This is a genomic window from Geodermatophilus sp. SYSU D00766 (assembly GCF_054049915.1).
The window spans coordinates 27,030-43,457 of the sequence record NZ_JBJGYI010000008.1; the positions used below are offsets into that span (position 1 = coordinate 27,030).

Genomic DNA, 16,428 nt, shown 5'->3' on the forward strand with positions numbered 1-16,428 from the left:
CGCGCCTCACCCGGTGGAGTGCGACCGGTCAGCGGCGGGCGGGGGCGGCGCGCACGTGGATGCGCTCGCCCTGTGGGCCGAACAGGCCCAGCACCTCGGCCGGCCGGTCGTCGGGGTTGCCCAGCCAGTGCGGGGTGCGGGTGTCGAACTCGGCCACCTCGCCGGGCGCGAGGACGACGTCGGCGTCGCCGAGGAGCAGCCGCAGCCGACCCGACAGGACGTAGACCCACTCCCAGCCCTCGTGCGACCGCAGCTCGCCGGGCTCCCCGCCCCAGCCCGGCGGCAGCACCATCTTGTAGGCCTGCAGCCCGCCCGGGCGCCGGGTCAGCGGCAGGAACGTCGCGCCGTGCCGCACGATCGGCTTGAGCCGCACCCGGGGGTCGCCGGTCTCGGGCGCGTCGACGAGCTCGTCGAGCGGCACCTGGTGGGCGCGGGCCAGCGGCAGCAGCAGCTCCAGGGTGGGCCGGCGCTGCCCCGACTCCAGCCGCGACAGCGTGGACACCGAGATGCCGGTGTCCTCCGACAGCTGGGTCAACGTGGCGCCCCGCTGCCGGCGCAGCTCGCGCAGCCGCGGGCCGACGGCGTCGAGGACGGCGTCCAGCTCGGTCACGTTGCCAGTATGGCAAAGGAACTTGCCTGTGCGGCAGGTCGGGGAGCACCGTCGTGGGCATGGACGAGACGTACGACGTGGTGGTCGTCGGCGGGGGAGCGGCCGGCCTGTCCGGCGCCCTCGCCCTGGCGCGGGCCCGCCGCTCGGTGGCGGTGGTCGACGACGGGACGCCGCGCAACGCGCCGGCGCACGAGATGCACAACTACCTGGGCCGCGACGGCACCCCGCCCGGCGACCTGCTCGCCGCCGGGCGGGCCGAGGTCGCCGGGTACGGCGGCGTCCTGGTCGACGGCACGGCGACGGCGGCCGGCGGGTCGGCCGGCGCGTTCACCGTCGACCTGGCCGGCGGCCGCGTGCTGCGGGCCCGCCGGCTGCTGGTCACCACCGGCCTGAGCGACGAGCTGCCCGCGATCCCCGGGGTGCGCGAGCTGTGGGGCACCGACGTGCTGCACTGCCCGTACTGCCACGGCTGGGAGGTGCGCGACCGGCCGATCGGCGTTGTCGCGACCGGGCCGATGTCGCTGCACCAGGTCCAGCTGTGGCGGCAGTGGAGCGCCGACGTCGTGTTCTTCCTGCACACCGCCCCCGAACCGGACGACGCCACCGCCGAGGCGCTGGCCGCCCGCGGCGTGCGGATCGTGCGCGGCGAGGTCGCGGCGCTGGAGACCGACGGCGGCCGGCTGACCGGCGTCCGGCTGGCCGACGGCGAGGTCGTGCCGCGCGCCGCCGTCGTCGTCGCCCCGGTGTTCACCGCCCGCTCGGCCGTGCTGACCGGGCTCGGGCTGGCGGCCGAGCCCTTCCGCACGGGCGAGGCGGTCGTCGGGTCGCACGTCCCGGTCGACCCCCGCGGCGCCACCGCGGTGCCCGGCGTGTGGGCGGCCGGCAACGTCGCCGACCCCGGCGCCCAGGTGATCGGTGCCGCCGCCGCGGGGCTGATGGCCGGCGCCGCGATCAACGCCGACCTCGTCGCCGACGACACCCGCGCCGCGGTGGACGTGATCCGGGCGATGAGCGACCCCGAGTACGGCGAGCGGTGGTGGGAGGAGCGGTACCGCTCGCACGGACACGGCGTCTGGAGCGGCCGGGTCAACGACGTGCTGGCCACCGAGGCCGCCGGCCTGCCGCCCGGCCGCGCCCTCGACGCCGGCGCCGGGGAGGGCGGGGACGCCGTCTGGCTGGCCCGGCGCGGCTGGCAGGTGACCGCGCTGGACCTCTCCCGCACCGCACTGGACCGGGCCGCCGCGGCGGCCGAGGCGGCCGGGGTGCCGCTGGAGACCCGCAAGGCCGACATCTCGTCGTGGGAGCCCGGCGACGAGCGGTGGGACCTCGTGACGGCGTCCTTCCTGCACTTCCCGCCCGGCACCCGCGACGACGTGCTGCGCCGACTGGCCGCGGCCGTCGCCCCCGGCGGCACGCTGCTGGTGACGATGCACGACGGCGGGGACTCCGCCCGCGGCATCCAGCGGCCCGGCCTGCCCGACTGGTACGCCACCGGCGACCAGCTGGCCGAGGCGCTCGACCCGGGGGACTGGGAGGTGCAGGTGGCCGAGGCGCGGCCGCGGGAGGCCCGCGGGCACGAGCACGGGTCGGCCCACGCCGCCGACGCGGTGCTGCGGGCGCGGCGCCGTCAGCCGGCCGTGTCGTCGTCCTCCCGCGGGTAGAGGAACCGCAGCCGCGCCGGCGGGGTGAACGGCGCCCAGCCGTCCCGCGTCTGGGCGAGCCGGTCGGCCACCAGCCACAGCACGGCGGGGTCGTGGCCCATCCCCAGGTGGCTGGCGTGCACGCCGACGTTCTCCGCCCGCGGCCCCGGCTGCTGCCGGCAGGCCCGCCAGTCGACGACGCCGTCCCACCGCGAGTAGACGGCGGTGCTCGGCACCGGCAGGCCGGAGGCGAGGCCGCCGCGGGCGCGGGGCACGGCGTGCAGGTGCCGGTAGCGGGCGTAGGCCCGCGCGCCGGGGGTGTCGTCGGCGGGGCGGCCGGCCGTGCCGAAGGGCGAGCCCAGGCTGACCACCTGCCGGACCAGCCGCGGCACCCGCAGCGCCAGCCGCCGCGCGTAGATGCCACCGAGGCTCTGCCCGACGATGCTCACCGGCCCGTCGTGCTGCTCGGCCAGGCGCTGCACCAGGCGGGGCAGCTCGTCGGTGATCTCCTTCGTCGGGCCGCGGTTGCGGCCGAGCTCCCAGCCGACCACCGGGTAGCCCAGCCCGCGCAGCCAGCGGCGCAGCGTCACCGTGGAGGCGTCGGAGGCGAGCAGCCCGGGGAGCACGAGCACGCCGTGGCGCTCACCGCGCGGGGCGCCGCGCAGCAGCGGGTAGGCCAGCGCCAGCGCGCCGGCGCTGGCCGCGGCGCGCACCGGCTCGGTGGCGGCCAGCAGCGTGCGCCGGCGTCCGGCGGTCCGGGGGTCCGGGGCGTCGGTCACGGGCTCTCCTCCGACGGCGGGCGGGCGGTGTCCGGGTGGCCATACCCGCCCGGACGCCTCCGGACCGCCCGCATGACGTGGCCCCGGTCGCGTTCTGCGGCGCTCCCCGGCGCTCCGGCCCGCGTCATGCCGGGTGGGCGGAGGGGTCTCCACCCGTGCACGCGACGACGTCCCCGAGCAGGACCGACCACCAGGTTCGGTCCGCCGGGTCGCGCCGCTGCAGCCCCCCGGCCGGGGCCGTGCCCCCGACCCGGCCGGGGGTCCTCCCTCACCGCGGGCGCAGCAGCGCCCGCTGGGCCATGTCCGACGTCGCCAGCACCTCGCAGAGGAACTCCGACGCGGCGGCCGCGACGTCGGCCAGCTCGCCGGTGGGGGTCTCGCGGAGGACCTCGAGCAGCACCTCGTGGTGCACGTACACCACCTCGAGGATCCCCAGCCCCTGGGTCACCGCGGCCCGGCCGAGCTCGTACCCCCGGTGCAGCGAGGCCTCGCCGCGGCGGGCCAGGTGGGCCAGGAAGGCGACGCGGTAGTCGCGGGCGAACCCCTCGACGCCGGTCACACCGGCCCGCCCCGCGCCGTCGTCACCGGCCGCCGCGGCCCGACGACCCGGTCGAGGAAGGCCAGTCCCTCCTCGAGGTCGAGCGCGGTGTGCACCGACCCGGTGTCCATCCCCAGCGCGACCATCGCGAAGGCCACCTCCGGCTGGATGCCGACCACCACCGTCACCGCGCCGCGCAGCCGGGCGACCTCGCCGATCGTGCGCAGCGTCCGGGTGCCGAAGGAGTCGAGCACGTCGAGCGCCGCCACGTCGATCACCACCCCCCGCGCGCGGTCGCGGCCGATGCGCTCGACCAGGTCGTCCTGGAAGGCGGTCATCTGCGTGTCGTCGAGGGCGGTGTGGATCGAGGCGATCAGGTAGGAGCCCTGCCGCAGGATCGAGACCAGCCGGGGCCCGGTCACGTCGCCGCCGTCGCGTCGTCCCTGCCGGTCGCGTAGCCGAGGAGGCGCTCGGCCTCCTCCAGGCCGCCCTGCAGGTCGCCGATGGTGTCCATCTTGCTGAGGTCCACCCCGATGGTCACCAGCGTCTGCGCGATCTTGGGCGAGAGACCGGTGATGATGACGCTGGCGCCCATGAGCCGGGAGGCGTCGACGGTCTGCACGAGGTGGTTGGCCACCGACTCGTCGACCTCGGGGACGCCGGTGATGTCGATGACCACCACCCGGGCGCGGTGGGTGCGGATGCCGGTGAGCAGCTGCTCGGTGAGCTGGCGGGCCCGCTCGCTGTCGAGCACCCCGATGATCGGCAGGATGAGCAGGCGCTCGCGCACCGGCAGGACCGGGGTGGACAGCTCGCGCAGCGCGTCCTGCTGCTGTCTGATGACCCGCTCGCGCTCCTCGACGAAGCTCACCGCGACGGTGTTGGCGATCCGGTTGGCCGCCGGCTCGTAGGCGTCGAGCACCCGGTTGAGCAGGCCGAAGTCGCGCTGGTACTTCTCGAACAGCGAGCGGGCGAGCACGTCACGCAGGAGCAGCACGATGCCGACGACCTCGTGGGTCTCCACCCCGCGCGGGATGATCCGCTCGGAGAGGTCGCGGGCGTAGCGCCGCAGCGCCTCGACGCTGCCGGTCTCGAGCACCTCGACGTAGTTGTCGTAGACCGACGTGGTCTCGGCCACCATCTCCTGCGGGGTCATGGCGTGCAGCAGGCCGGCCTGCTGGATGCGCTCGGACCACTCGTGCCGCAGCCGCGTGCGGTGCTCGCGCAGGTGCGCGACGAGCTGGGGGAGCAGCTGGTCCTCGCCGGGACTCTGGTCTTCGGCCGTCGTCGTCTCCGTCCCCTGCGCGCTCATCGCCCACCACACCATCTCGTCATCGTCACCGTCGTCCCCCGCCCCACCTCGGAGGCGATCGCGAACTCGTCCATCAGCCGCCGGGCGCCGGGCAGCCCCAGCCCGAGGCCCGCGTAGGTGCTGTAGCCGTCCTGCATCGCCCGCTCGACGTCGGGGATGCCGGGGCCGGCGTCGCGGGCGGTCACCTGCACGCCCTTGCGCGGCTCGTCGAGGACCTCCACGACGACCTCGCCGGAGCCGGCGAACTTGACGATGTTGCGGGTCACCTCGGAGACCGCCGTGGCGATGAGGGTCAGGTCGGTGGCCGAGAAGCAGCCGAGCCGGCCGGCCAGGTCGCGGGCGGCCTGCCGGGCGGCGACGACGTCGGCGTCGCCCCCGATCGGGATGCGGACCTCGTCGTCGCGCTGCGGCGCCCGCTCCAGCAGCGGCTGGCTGAGCGCGGCGCAGACGTCGCACTCGAGCAGGTGCCGCCCGGCGTCGACCTCGCGCTGCCGGCGGCGGTCGCCGCTGGAGAGGGCGAACAGCACCGGGCGGCAGCGGTCGGTCGGCGGCTCGGTGCGGTCGCGGGCGAGCAGGTACTCCACCCGCAGGCGAGCCCGGGCGCGGTGCAGCTGCGCGGCGACGGCGCCCGCGGTCGAGCCGAGCTCGGTGGCCAGCGCCCGGGTGTCCCGGCCGGACACCTCGTGCTCGAGGAGGGCCTGCCGGTCGCGCTCGGAGAGCCGGGTGAGCGCCTCGGCGACGGCGGAGCGCTCCTCCGCGGCGAGCAGCTCGCCGTCGGGCGGGTCGGGCACCCGCAGGTCGACCACCCGGTGCTGGTTGCGCCGGTGCCGGTCCTGCTCCCGCCAGGAGGTGGCGACGACGTTGCGCGCCGTGGCGATGGCGTAGGGCTCGAGCATGCCGGGCTCGACGCGGCCGGAGGCGGCGAGGACCCGCACGAGGGTCTCCTGCACCAGGTCCTCGGCGGCGGTCGCGTCGGCCACCCGCGCAGCGACGATGCGCCGCACCATCGGCAGGAGCGCGGCCACGGCGTCGGCGTCGCCTGCCGGCGACTCGGCGACGGACTCCACGGCCCCCACCCGCGGCACGCTACGCGCGGACGGCCGTCCCGGCGCGCTCTCGCGTCGCCGGGACGGCCGTCGGGCCCAGCGCTGGGCTCCGCGCTGGGCGAGTGCAGCTGGGGGAGGCGTCTTCCGGTTGATCATCGGCTGAGTGCACGCGACACGCGCGGACACGCCGGTGGGAGCGGCACGCATCCGATGATCAACAACCGCCGCTGGCGTCAGCGGGGTCGCGGGCGGTGCAGTGGCCGACTGCCGAGTCGATCATCGGCCGAGTGCACGCGACACGCGCGGACACGCCGACGCGAGCGGCACGCACCCGATGATCGACTCACCGCGGCTGAGGACCGCTCACTCCGCCGGCGGCAGGATCCGGGGGACGAAGACCTCGTCGATCGGGCGCGGGCCGACGTACTGCCGGCAGGTGCAGGGCACCCAGGTGTGCCCGGCCCAGCGGCCGCGCTTGTCGTAGGTGTCGCGGCGCAGCTCGGCGTAGCAGGTGTTGGTCTCGGTGTCGTGCTGGCTCAGCGCGTGACCGCAGCCGCACAGCGGCACGGGGTTCGGCGGCGGCGCGGCGGGACGGCGCCGTCCGAGCCGCCCGGCCACGAACCCGACGGCCAGCAGTGCCGCACCGACCACCAGGCTGACTGGCTCCACCGAAGACCCCTCTCACCGCCGCTGCCCTCCCGACGGTAACGCCGGGAGGGCAGCGGCGGTGCCGGACGGCTCAGGTGTCCTGCTTGCCCCGCCCGCTGACGGCGTCGCGCAGGTGGTCGATGAGCGCGGCGACCGGCCCGACCACCGTCCGGACCACGCCCTCGTTGGGCGTCATCGGGTGCGGCCGGGTCGGCGCGATCTTCTTGACGCGCTCCACCTGCTCGGCCATGCGCACCAGCTCCGCGTGGTCGAAGGAGGCGCGCAGCTCGGTGAACATGCGGCCCTCCTCGTGCTCGACGTGGCCGCGGATCTCGTGGATGAGCGTCCGGATCTCGGCGTCGTAGCGCTCGTCGGACGGGTCGAGCCGCTCGAGCTGCTTCATGGTGTGCTCGGCCCGGTCGTGCTCGTGCTTGGACCGCTGCGCCTCCTCGGCGTCGACCTCCTTCTGCACCCGCGGGTAGACCTGGGTCTCCTCGGCGACGGAGTGCTTGACCAGGCCGATGCTGACCTCGTCGACGAGGGCGCGCTTGCGGGCGAGCGCGTCGGGGTCGGTGCTGCCCATGAGCTGCTCGAGCTCACGGAAGATGCGGTCGAACTCGCGGTGGTCGGCGCTGAGCAGCTCCACCACGTCGCGCTGGTTCTCGGTCACGGTGTCTCCCGGCTGATCGGGCTCGGTCCCCGCGGCTGGGGAGGTCCCGACCCTTCCCCGCGCCCCGCCCGGGCACACGCAGGGCGCGTGAGCGCCCGCCCGCTCAGCGCCGGCGGCCGCTGATCGCCGACAGGCCGGTGATCTCGCGGCCGACGATGAGCGCCTGCACGTGGTCGGTGCCCTCGAAGGTGTAGATCGCCTCGATGTCGGCGTGGTGGCGGGCGATGTGGTGCTCGAGCAGGATGCCGTCGCCGCCGAACAGGTCGCGGGCGTCGGCGACGATCTGCCGGGCGGTGGCGCAGCAGTGCCGCTTGGCCAGCGACGCCATGGCCGCGGTCATCCGGCCGGCGTCGGCGAGGGTGGACAGCCGCCAGCACATGAGCTGCATCGTCGTGATCTCGGCGAGCATCCGGGTCAGCTTCTCCTGCACCAGCTGGTAGCCGGCGATCGGCTGGCCGAACTGCTCGCGGTGGAGGCTGTGCTCCAGCGCCAGCTCGTAGGCCGCCGTCGCCAGCCCCAGCGCCCGCCACGCCACCGTGTAGCGGGTGCGGTCCAGGATGGTGGAGACGTCCTTGAACGACCGGCAGTTCTCCAGCCGGTTCTCCGCCGGCACCCGCGCGCCCTGGAGGGTGATCTCGGCCTGCCACACCGCGCGCAGCGCCGTCTTGCCGGTCATCACCCGGGCGGTGAAGCCGGGCGTGCCCTTCTCGACCACGTAGCCGCCGACCTGGCCGTCCTCGCCGCGCGCCCACACGATGACGTGGTCGGCGATCGTGCCGTTGCCGATCCACTTCTTCTGCCCGTCGAGCACGAAGACGTCGCCGTCGCGGCGCGCGCTGGTCTCCAGGGCGACGGCGTCGCTGCCGTGCTGCGGCTCGGTCAGCCCGAATGCGCCGATCTGCTCCATCCGCGCCATCGGCGGCAGGAACCGCTCGCGCTGCTCCTCCGAGCCCAGCAGTGCGATCGACTGCATCGCGAGGAAGCTGTGCACCCCGTTGAAGGTGCCGATGCTGCCGTCGGCGCGGGCGAGCTCGGCGGCGACCAGCCCGGCGGCGACGCAGCTCATCCCCGGCGAGCCGTAGCCCTGGATGGTGCCCCCGGCGATGCCAAGCTCGGCGAAGCCGGGCACCAGCTCGAAGGGGAACTCGGCGCGCTCCCAGTAGTCGTTGATCCGCGGCGTGACCTCCTTGGCGCACCAGTTCCGCACGCGGTCGCGGATCTCGACCTCCTCGGGGGTGAGCAGGTCCTCGAGGGCGTAGAAGTCGGTGAGCGCGGTCTCGGCCACGCGCCGACGCTACGCGCGGGCGGAGTCCGCCGCCGGACGGCGCGGATCGTCGCCGTCCCGCCGCCGAGTGGGCAGCCGTGGCCGCCCGGGACGGCGTGTCGGCGCGCGTCGCCGACCGCAGGCGCTCACTCGGGCAGCGGGGCGCGGCGGGTCAGGCGCCGAGCAGCCCCCGCACGTATGCGGCCTGGCCCACGTGCTGCAGGTCGTCGGAGAGCACGCTGACCAGCCGCACGCCGAGGGTCACCGGCGGGTCCCACCGCTCGTCGACGACGCGGTCGAGGTCGTCGTCGGTCAGCCCGTCGAGGAACGCGGCACTCGCGGCGGCGACGGCGTCGGCGTACTCCAGCAGCAGCCCCGTGGAGGGCACCCGCACCGCGTCGACCTCCGCCGCGGACATGCCGTAGCCGGTGGCGGCGTCGTCGACCGGCAGGCCGAAGCGGGCGGCGAAGCCCTGCGCGGTCCACACCTGCTCCGTGCCGGCGACGTCGGCGAGGTGGTCGTCCTGCACGCGCAGCAGGTGCCAGGCCAGCCAGCCGACGGGGTTGGCGTCCGGCCCGGGCCGCTGCGCCAGCTGCTCGGGGGTCAGGTCGGCGACGGCGCGCCGCAGCGTCTCGCCGACCTGCGCGTAGGCGTACCGGAGGAGCTCGGAGGTGCGCATGCCGCAGCGCTACCCCTCCCGCTCGCGGGGGACGCCCCGGGCGGCGGCGCGACGGTAGGTTGCGGTGTCCGCCCGCCCGGCCGAGGGGGTCCCGCGTTGCCGTTCCTGCTGCAGCGGCTCCTGCGCACCCTGCGCCTGCGGCTCGGCGGCTGGCGGCTGCCGCTGGCCGTCGCCGTCCTGGTGTTCCTCACCAGCTGGGCGGCGATGGCGCTGGTCGAGCCGCCCGGCAGCGGCATCGCCGAGCCGGCCAACTACTGGTGGTACTTCGTCGTCACCGCCGCCACCGTCGGCTACGGCGACCTGTTCCCGGTGTCGGCCGGCGGCCGCGTCGTCGGCGCCTACGTCATCGTCGGCGGGATCGTCACGCTGACCCTGCTGTTCACCGAGCTGGCCACCGCCCTGCAGACCACGCGGGGCAAGCGGCTGAGAGGAGTGGTCGGCCTGGACCTCCGGGACCACGTCGTCGTCCTGGGCTACACACCCGGGCGCACCGAGCGCATCGTCGCCGAGCTGACCGTCGAGCCGGGCACGCGGATCGCGCTGTGCGCGCACGACGACGTCGCGGTCAACCCGATGCCGGAGGAGCCGGCGGTCTCCTTCGTGCGCGGCGACCTGACGCACGCCGACGTCATGACCCGCGCCGGGGTGGCCCGCGCCCGCACGGTGGTCATCGACGGCCGCGACGACAACGAGACGCTGGCCATCGCCGTCGCCGTCGACCACGCCAACCCCGACGTGCACATGGTCGCCGCCGTGCGCGACCTCGGCCGGCGCGCGACGCTGCGCTACGTCAACGCCGGGGTGCAGGTGGTGCAGTGGCACATGCCGTTCCTGCTGTCGGAGGAGGCGGCCGACCCCGGGCTCACCCAGGTCTACAACGAGCTGATGACCGCCGGCGGGCACGGCAACACCTACTCGGTGCGGGTGCCGGCGGGACTGCCGCACCGCACCTTCGGCGAGTGCCAGACCGCCTTCGGCCGCGACCACGCCGCGACGGTGCTGGCCCTGCGCACCGGCGAGGGCCTGCAGGTCAGCCCCTCCTGGGACACCCCGGTGCCGGAGGGCGCGACGCTGTACTACGTCGCCGAGCACCGGCTCGACCCCGCCGGGCTGGTCCGCCGGGGCTGATCACCAGAAGCCGAGGAGGGCGGCGACCAGCGCCACCAGCCCGCCGAGGGCGGCGAGCACGGCCAGCACGGTGACGACGACCGGCACGACCACCCAGCGGCGCTTGAACCGCCAGCGCTGCACTCCCCGCCGGCGGGTGTGCTGCGGCGCGCGCGGCATCCCCCGGGGGGCCGCGGGCCGGGGAGTCTGCGGCGCGGGAGCCGGTGGCGCGGCCGGGCGCGCACGGTGCGCGCGGTCCGGCGCGCGCTCCGCGCCGTGCCGCTGCTCCTCGGCGTGCCGCTGCTCCTTGCGCTCCTTCCGTTCCTTGCGCTTGTCGGCGAGGTAGCGGGCCTGGTCACGCGCGTCGCGGGCGACGGTGCCGATGACCGAGGCCAGCGCGCGCAGGTCGTCGAGCTCGAAGCGCTCCACCTGGCCGCCCAGCGCCGGCGCGTTCTCGGCGGGAGGCCCGGCGGGCTCGGGCGGGGACCAGGCCGGACCCGGCCCCGCTCCGGCGAGCGCGTCGCGCAGGCCGGCCCGCGCGCGGGCGACGTCCCACCGCTGCGCGGTGTCGCGGGTGAGCAGCCCCTGCAGCACCGGCGCCAGGGGGCCGGCCCGCTCGGCGGGGGCGGGGTCCTCCTGGACGACGGCGAGCAGCGTGGCCATCGGCTCGGGCCGGTCGAAGGCGAGCCGGCCCTCGACCGCCGTGTACAGCGTGGCGCCCAGCGACCACAGATCGACGGCGGGCCCGGGCTCCTCGCCGCGCGCCCGCTCGGGCGACATGTAGGCGGGGGAGCCGAGGATGGCGCCCGAGGTGGTGATGGACGCGTCGCCGGTGGCCGTGGCGATGCCGAAGTCGGTCAGGTGCGCCGAGCAGTCGGCCCCGACGAGCACGTTGGCCGGCTTGACGTCGCGGTGCACGATGCCCGCCGCGTGCGCGGCCTCCAGCGCGTCGAGGACGTCGAGGCCGATGCGGGCGACGGTGCGCCACGGCAGAGGGCCCGAGCGCTGCACGATCTCCTGCAGGCTGCGGGACTCCACGTGCTCCATGATCAGCCAGGGCCGGCCGTCCTCCTCGACGACGTCGTAGAGGGTCGTGACGCAGGGGTGCACCAGCCGGGCCGCCGTCCGGGCCTCGCGCAGGGTCCGCAGCCGCAGGGACTCGCGCTCCTCGTCGGTGAGGTGCGACGGGTAGACGATCTCCTTGAGGGCGACCGGCCGGTGCAGCACCCGGTCGGTGGCCCGCCACACGACGCCCATGCCACCGCGGCCGATGACCTCGGACGCCGCGTAGCGCCCGGCGACCAGGCGTCCGGTACCGGTTTCGGCGGACATGCGAGAACGCTACGCCCGGGAGCGGGCCCGCGTCCCCCGCTCAGGCCGGGTTGGCCGGCTGCTCGGGGTCGCTGCGTTCCTCCAGGTCGGCGGCCACCTCCTGGGTCTCCATCTCCACGGCGATGTCGCGCGGCTGGGGGGCGTCGGGCTCGGGCTGCATCGGCGTCGTCATGTCCGGCAGCCTGCCCCGGATCGCGGCGGCGCGCTCCCTAGACTCCGGCGTCCGTGAGCGTCACCCGGCTGCTGGTCGCCAACCGCGGCGAGGTCGCCGTCCGCGTGCTGCGGACCGCCGCCGCCCTCGGGCTGTCCACCGTCGCGGTCGCCCCCGACGACGACGCCGGGAGCCTGCACGTGCGCCGCGCCGACGACGCCGTCCGGCTGCCCGGCACCGGCCCGGCCGCCTACCTCGACGTCGCCGCGGTGGTCGGTGCCGCCGTGCGCAGCGGCGCCGACGGCCTGCACCCCGGCTGGGGCTTCCTCGCCGAGAGCCCGCGGCTGGCCCGCGCCTGCGCCGACGCGGGCATCGCCTTCGTCGGCCCGGACGAGGGCGTGCTGGCGCTGTTCGGCGACAAGACGCGGGCCCGGGCGAGGGCAGTCGAGCAGGGCGTGCCGGTACTGGCCGCCACCGGCGCCGACCCGGCCCCCGAGGCGGCCGCGGCGTTCCTCGCCGGCGGCCCGGCGATGGTCAAGGCGCTCGCCGGGGGCGGCGGGCGCGGGATGCGGCCGGTGCACGACCCCGCCGCGCTGCCCGCGGCCCTGGAGCGCTGCCGGTCGGAGGCGCTCGCGGCGTTCGGCGACGGCGCGCTCTACCTCGAGCGGCTGCTGACCGGCGCGCGGCACGTCGAGGTGCAGGTGGCCGGCGACGGCGCCCGCGTGGTGGCCCTCGGCGACCGGGACTGCTCGCTGCAGCGGCGCCGGCAGAAGCTGGTCGAGGTCGCGCCCGCCCCGGCCCTCGACGACGACCTGCGCGCCCGCCTGGCCGCCTGGGCGAGCGCGCTGTGCGGCTCGGCGGGGCTGCGCGGCCTGGCGACCGTGGAGTTCCTCGTCCGCGGCGGCGAGGTCGCCTTCCTCGAGGTCAACCCGCGGCTGCAGGTCGAGCACACCGTCACCGAGGAGGTCACCGGCCTCGACCTCGTCGAGGTGGGCATCCGGCTGGCCGAGGGGCTGTCGCTGGCCGACCTGGGCCTGTCCGCGCCGCCCCCGGTCCGCGGCGCCGCCGTCCAGGTCCGGGTCAACGCCGAGACGCTGCTGCCCGACGGCACCGTGCGGCCGGGCACCGGCGTGCTCGAGCGGTTCGTCCCGCCGACCGGGCGCGGCGTGCGGGTGGACACCGCCGCGGTGCCCGGCGCCGAGGTCGGCCCCCGCTACGACTCGCTGCTGGCCAAGGTCGTCGTGCACGACCGCGACCTGCCCCGCGCGCTCGCCGGTACCGCCCGGGCGCTGGCCGAGCTCGACGTCGCCGGCGTGCCGGTGAACGGGGACCTGCTCGCCGCGCTGGTCGGGCTGCCGGAGGTGGCCGCCGGAACGGCCACCACCGACCTGGTCGACGCGCGGCTGGCCGAGCTGGTGCCCGACCGGCCCGTGGAGGAGGTGCGGCCCGTCGACGGCGTGCTGCCGGTGACCGCGCCGCTGTCGGGGGCGGTGGTCGAGGTGGCCGCCGCCGACGGGGACGCCGTCGCCGCGGGCGCTCCGCTGCTGGTGCTGGAGGCGATGAAGATGGAGCACGTGGTCGCCGCACCGGCCGGCGGCGTGCTCACCGGCCTGGCGGTGCGCGTGGGCGACGTCGTGACCGCCGGCGCGGTGCTCGGCGGGGTGGTGCCCGGCGAGGTGGGCGGTGCCGACGGCGGACCGGCCGACGACGACCCCGGCGCGATCCGCCCGGAGCTGGCCGAGCTGCTCGAGCGGCAGGCCGCCACGCTCGACGAGGCGCGGCCGGAGGCGGTCGCCGCCCGGCACGCCGCGGGCCGGATGACCGCCCGGGAGACCGTGGCCGCGCTGGTCGACGACGGCACCTTCGTCGAGTACGGACAGCTCGGCCTCGCCGCGCAGCGCGCCCGCCGGTCGCTCGCGGAGCTCGTCGCCCGCACGCCCGCCGACGGCATCGTCACCGGCCTCGGCGAGGTCGGCGGCGTCCCCTGCGCGGTGCTGGCCTACGACTACACCGTGCTGGCCGGCACGCAGGGGCGCACCGGCCACCGCAAGACCGACCGGCTGCTGGAGCTCGCCGCCGACCGGGGGCTGCCGGTGGTGCTGGTCGCCGAGGGCGGCGGCGGGCGGCCGGGCGACACCGACGGCGGCGGCTTCTCCCACCTCGACGTGCCGACCTTCACCACCATGGCGCGCCTGGCCGGCCGGGTGCCCACCGTCGCCGTCGTCTCGGGGTACTGCTTCGCCGGCAACGCCGCGCTGGTGGGCTGCTGCGACGTCGTCGTCGCCACCGAGGACAGCAGCATCGGCATGGGCGGCCCGGCGATGATCGAGGCCGGTGGGCTCGGCGTCGTCGCGCCGGACGACGTCGGCCCGACGGCGGTGCACGCGGCCACCGGTGTCGTCGACGTCGTGGTGCCCGACGACGCCGCCGCCGTGGCCGCCGCCCGGCAGGCGGTGGGGCTGCTGGCCGGGCGGATCGAGCCGGGGGAGGGCGCCGACCAGGGGCCGCTGCGGACGGCGCTGCCGGCCAACCGGGTGCGCAGCTACGACGTGCGGCCGGTGGTCGCCACGCTGGCCGACGCCGGGAGCGTGCTGGAGCTGCGTCCGGCGTTCGGCCGCGGCGTCGTCACCGCGCTGGCGCGGCTGGGCGGGCGGCCGGTGGGCTTCCTCGCCAACGACCCGCGCCACCTCGGCGGCGCCATCGACGGGGAGTCGGCGGACAAGGCGGCGGCGTTCCTGCGGCTGTGCGCGTCGGCCGGGCTGCCGGTGGTCTCGCTGGTGGACACCCCGGGGTTCATGGTCGGGCCGGAGTCCGAGCGCACGGGCACCGTGCGGCGCTTCGGCGGGCTCTCCGTCGCCGGCGCGCAGCTGGGCACGCCGCTGCTGGCGGTGGTGCTGCGCAAGGCCTACGGCCTGGGCGCGATGGCGATGCTCGGCGGCGACCTGCGGGCCCCGCTGCTGACGCTGGCCTGGCCGACCGGCGAGTTCGGGCCGATGAGCCTGGAGGGCGCCGTCCGGCTGGGGTCGCGGCGGGAGCTGGAGGCGCTGCCGCCCGCGGCGCGCGAGGCGCGCTTCGCCGAGCTGGTGGCGGAGTCCTACGCGCGGGGCGGGGCGCTGACCGTGGCCTCGGCGTTCGAGGTCGACGACGTCGTGGACCCGGCGCAGACCCGGGAGGTGCTGCTGCGGGCGCTGGCCGGGCTGGCCTGAGCCGCGCTCAGCCGGACTCGCCGAGCCGGCGCTGCAGCACCTCGTGCTCGCGGCGCAGCACCACCTGGGTGACCAGGTCGCGGACGGCGGCCTCGGCCTGCCGGCCGATGAGCGGGGCGTGGACCTTCGCGTCGCCGGTGACCGTGGCGCGCGTCCCGTCGGCGGAGGGGGTCAGCCGCCGCTCGCAGCGCACCCGTGCCTCGCGGCCCATGATCTCGGCGCGCAGGTCGAGGGCGCCGCGGTGGCCGCCGTCGCCGTCCGGGGTCCAGGTGGTGGTCTGCGAGACGGGCACGGTGCTGCCGACGAAGCGGGCGAAGACCGGCGGGATGCCCGTCGTGGGGGCCGACAGGCGCACCCGCGTCGTGGTGGCGGTGCCGTCGGCGCTGCTGGACGCCTCGTGCACCTGCGCCTCGAGGGCCGCGGCGACCTCGCGCAGGAAGGTCTCGTCGGTGAGGACGGCGAGGACGCGGTCGGGGTCGGCGGTGTAGGTGGTGGTGGCGTCGATGGGCACGCCCCATGGTCGTCCGCCCGTCCTCCGGCTGCACGAGCGGGGTCCGCGGGGGTGGTGGGACGGGTGCGTCCGGCACGGTGCGGACCTCCGCGGTACCGGGCCGACGGCGACCTGGCGTCCGGGCACCGCGCCGGAGACCGTGTCCGGCGCCCTCACCGAGGAGACGACGCGTGCGCCGCAGCACCGCCGTCGCCGGGGCTCTCGCCGCCGGCGTCACCATCCTGCTCACCGGTCCGGCCGCCCAGGCCGCGGAGACCGAGGTCCTCAAGGCCCCGGGGGACTTCATCGGGATCCTGAGCGACACCCGAGCGACTGGTCACTACGAGGTCCGGGGCACTGCGCTGCACATCTGGACCGAGGGGAAGACGAGCACCGACAAGGTCGCCGAGTACGTCTCTGCCGACGACGTCCCGCTCTCCGGCGTGGGGGAGCCCAGCCTCGACTACACGCCGATCTCGGGGACGATCCCGCCAGGCTTCCAGCTCGTCGTCGACTTCGACGCGGACGGCAGCGGGGACGGGATCCTCGTAGGCGAGCCGGGGTCGTACGGGACCGACTGGTGGGTCAACAAGGCCGCCAAGACCTTCGTCAAGGCCGCAGCCCCGGAGACCGGCGGTGGTTCGGGTAGCGACTGGTACGGCACCCCCGACGAGTGGCGCACGGCCTTCCCCAGGGCCGAGGTGAAGGCGTTCGGCTTCTCCCTCGGCTCCGGCGTCGAGGGTGAGGGCCTGCTCGAGGCCATCGAGTTCGACGGCACCCGCTACACGTTCGGCAGGGGTGGTCGCCTGAACAGCGGCCAGATGTGCCAGGACGGCGGCTGGGCCCTCAGCTTCCAGCCGACGTTCCGCAACCAGGGCCAGTGCGTGGCCCACTTCGCCAAGGCCGCCGAGCGCTGACCTGCTCGCGGCCCGGGGCCTGCCTGCCGGCGCCCCGTG

Annotated in this window: 17 protein-coding genes; 4 read left to right on the top strand and 13 right to left on the bottom strand. The window is 76.4% G+C overall.

What is annotated here, in order from left to right:
* Positions 1 to 28: 28 nt before the first annotated feature.
* The gene (locus tag ACI8AD_RS08895; RefSeq protein WP_456870169.1) at positions 29 to 610 is read right to left on the bottom strand and encodes a helix-turn-helix domain-containing protein; all 582 of its coding nucleotides are present in this window, start codon (positions 608 to 610) and stop codon (positions 29 to 31) included.
* Between the two features lie 59 nt (positions 611 to 669).
* Between ACI8AD_RS08895 and ACI8AD_RS08900 the strand changes: the two genes are divergently transcribed.
* Complete coding sequence (locus tag ACI8AD_RS08900; protein ID WP_456870170.1) at positions 670 to 2,271, top strand: FAD-dependent oxidoreductase; 1,602 nt, start codon at positions 670 to 672, stop codon at positions 2,269 to 2,271.
* Here ACI8AD_RS08900 and ACI8AD_RS08905 read toward each other — a convergent pair.
* The 9 genes from ACI8AD_RS08905 to ACI8AD_RS08945 form a co-directional block, all read right to left on the bottom strand.
* Entirely contained in the window at positions 2,238 to 3,029 is a 792-nt protein-coding gene (locus tag ACI8AD_RS08905) for an esterase/lipase family protein (RefSeq protein WP_456870171.1), read from the bottom strand. The genes ACI8AD_RS08900 and ACI8AD_RS08905 overlap by 34 nt on opposite strands.
* A gap of 268 nt (positions 3,030 to 3,297) precedes the next feature.
* Positions 3,298 to 3,588 (bottom strand): phosphatase RsbU N-terminal domain-containing protein, encoded by a 291-nt coding sequence (locus ACI8AD_RS08910; protein ID WP_456870172.1) that lies wholly within the window; start codon positions 3,586 to 3,588, stop codon positions 3,298 to 3,300.
* Positions 3,585 to 3,989 carry an STAS domain-containing protein gene (locus tag ACI8AD_RS08915; RefSeq protein ID WP_456870173.1) on the bottom strand — a complete coding sequence of 135 codons (405 nt, stop codon included), beginning with the start codon at positions 3,987 to 3,989 and terminating at the stop codon, positions 3,585 to 3,587. Before ACI8AD_RS08915 ends, ACI8AD_RS08910 begins: the two co-directional genes overlap by 4 nt.
* On the bottom strand, positions 3,986 to 4,879 hold the full coding sequence (locus ACI8AD_RS08920; RefSeq protein WP_456870174.1) for an STAS domain-containing protein: 894 nt from the start codon (positions 4,877 to 4,879) through the stop codon (positions 3,986 to 3,988). The genes ACI8AD_RS08915 and ACI8AD_RS08920 overlap by 4 nt, the downstream gene beginning before the upstream one ends.
* Positions 4,876 to 5,955 carry a sigma-70 family RNA polymerase sigma factor gene (locus ACI8AD_RS08925; RefSeq protein WP_456870175.1) on the bottom strand — a complete coding sequence of 360 codons (1,080 nt, stop codon included), beginning with the start codon at positions 5,953 to 5,955 and terminating at the stop codon, positions 4,876 to 4,878. Before ACI8AD_RS08925 ends, ACI8AD_RS08920 begins: the two co-directional genes overlap by 4 nt.
* A 333-nt stretch (positions 5,956 to 6,288) precedes the next feature.
* Positions 6,289 to 6,594, bottom strand: a complete 306-nt coding sequence (locus ACI8AD_RS08930) for a hypothetical protein (protein ID WP_456870176.1) — start codon at positions 6,592 to 6,594, stop codon at positions 6,289 to 6,291.
* Between the two features lie 70 nt (positions 6,595 to 6,664).
* Positions 6,665 to 7,243 carry a hemerythrin domain-containing protein gene (locus tag ACI8AD_RS08935; RefSeq protein ID WP_456870177.1) on the bottom strand — a complete coding sequence of 193 codons (579 nt, stop codon included), beginning with the start codon at positions 7,241 to 7,243 and terminating at the stop codon, positions 6,665 to 6,667.
* 103 nt (positions 7,244 to 7,346) lie between these two features.
* Entirely contained in the window at positions 7,347 to 8,528 is a 1,182-nt protein-coding gene (locus ACI8AD_RS08940; protein ID WP_456870178.1) for an acyl-CoA dehydrogenase family protein, read from the bottom strand.
* 151 nt (positions 8,529 to 8,679) lie between these two features.
* Entirely contained in the window at positions 8,680 to 9,186 is a 507-nt protein-coding gene (locus ACI8AD_RS08945) for a mycothiol transferase (protein WP_456870179.1), read from the bottom strand.
* Between the two features lie 96 nt (positions 9,187 to 9,282).
* Here ACI8AD_RS08945 and ACI8AD_RS08950 point away from each other — a divergent pair, with 96 nt between their 5' ends.
* Entirely contained in the window at positions 9,283 to 10,314 is a 1,032-nt protein-coding gene (locus ACI8AD_RS08950; RefSeq protein WP_456870180.1) for an ion channel, read from the top strand.
* Here the strand turns inward: ACI8AD_RS08950 and ACI8AD_RS08955 are convergent, their stop codons facing one another.
* Together ACI8AD_RS08955 and ACI8AD_RS08960 are read right to left on the bottom strand one after the other, a co-directional pair.
* Positions 10,315 to 11,625, bottom strand: a complete 1,311-nt coding sequence (locus tag ACI8AD_RS08955) for a serine/threonine-protein kinase (protein ID WP_456870181.1) — start codon at positions 11,623 to 11,625, stop codon at positions 10,315 to 10,317. It lies immediately after the preceding gene.
* 40 nt (positions 11,626 to 11,665) lie between these two features.
* A complete protein-coding gene (locus ACI8AD_RS08960) occupies positions 11,666 to 11,797 on the bottom strand; it encodes a hypothetical protein (RefSeq protein ID WP_456870182.1) in 132 nt (43 codons plus the stop codon).
* A 53-nt stretch (positions 11,798 to 11,850) separates the two neighbouring features.
* Here ACI8AD_RS08960 and ACI8AD_RS08965 point away from each other — a divergent pair, with 53 nt between their 5' ends.
* Positions 11,851 to 14,982 carry a carboxyl transferase domain-containing protein gene (locus ACI8AD_RS08965; RefSeq protein WP_456870183.1) on the top strand — a complete coding sequence of 1,044 codons (3,132 nt, stop codon included), beginning with the start codon at positions 11,851 to 11,853 and terminating at the stop codon, positions 14,980 to 14,982.
* A gap of 7 nt (positions 14,983 to 14,989) precedes the next feature.
* Here ACI8AD_RS08965 and ACI8AD_RS08970 read toward each other — a convergent pair whose 3' ends face one another.
* Positions 14,990 to 15,493 carry a DUF2505 domain-containing protein gene (locus ACI8AD_RS08970; RefSeq protein WP_456870184.1) on the bottom strand — a complete coding sequence of 168 codons (504 nt, stop codon included), beginning with the start codon at positions 15,491 to 15,493 and terminating at the stop codon, positions 14,990 to 14,992.
* A 170-nt stretch (positions 15,494 to 15,663) separates the two neighbouring features.
* Here ACI8AD_RS08970 and ACI8AD_RS08975 point away from each other — a divergent pair, with 170 nt between their 5' ends.
* Entirely contained in the window at positions 15,664 to 16,389 is a 726-nt protein-coding gene (locus ACI8AD_RS08975) for a hypothetical protein (RefSeq protein WP_456870185.1), read from the top strand.
* Positions 16,390 to 16,428 lie beyond the last annotated feature (39 nt).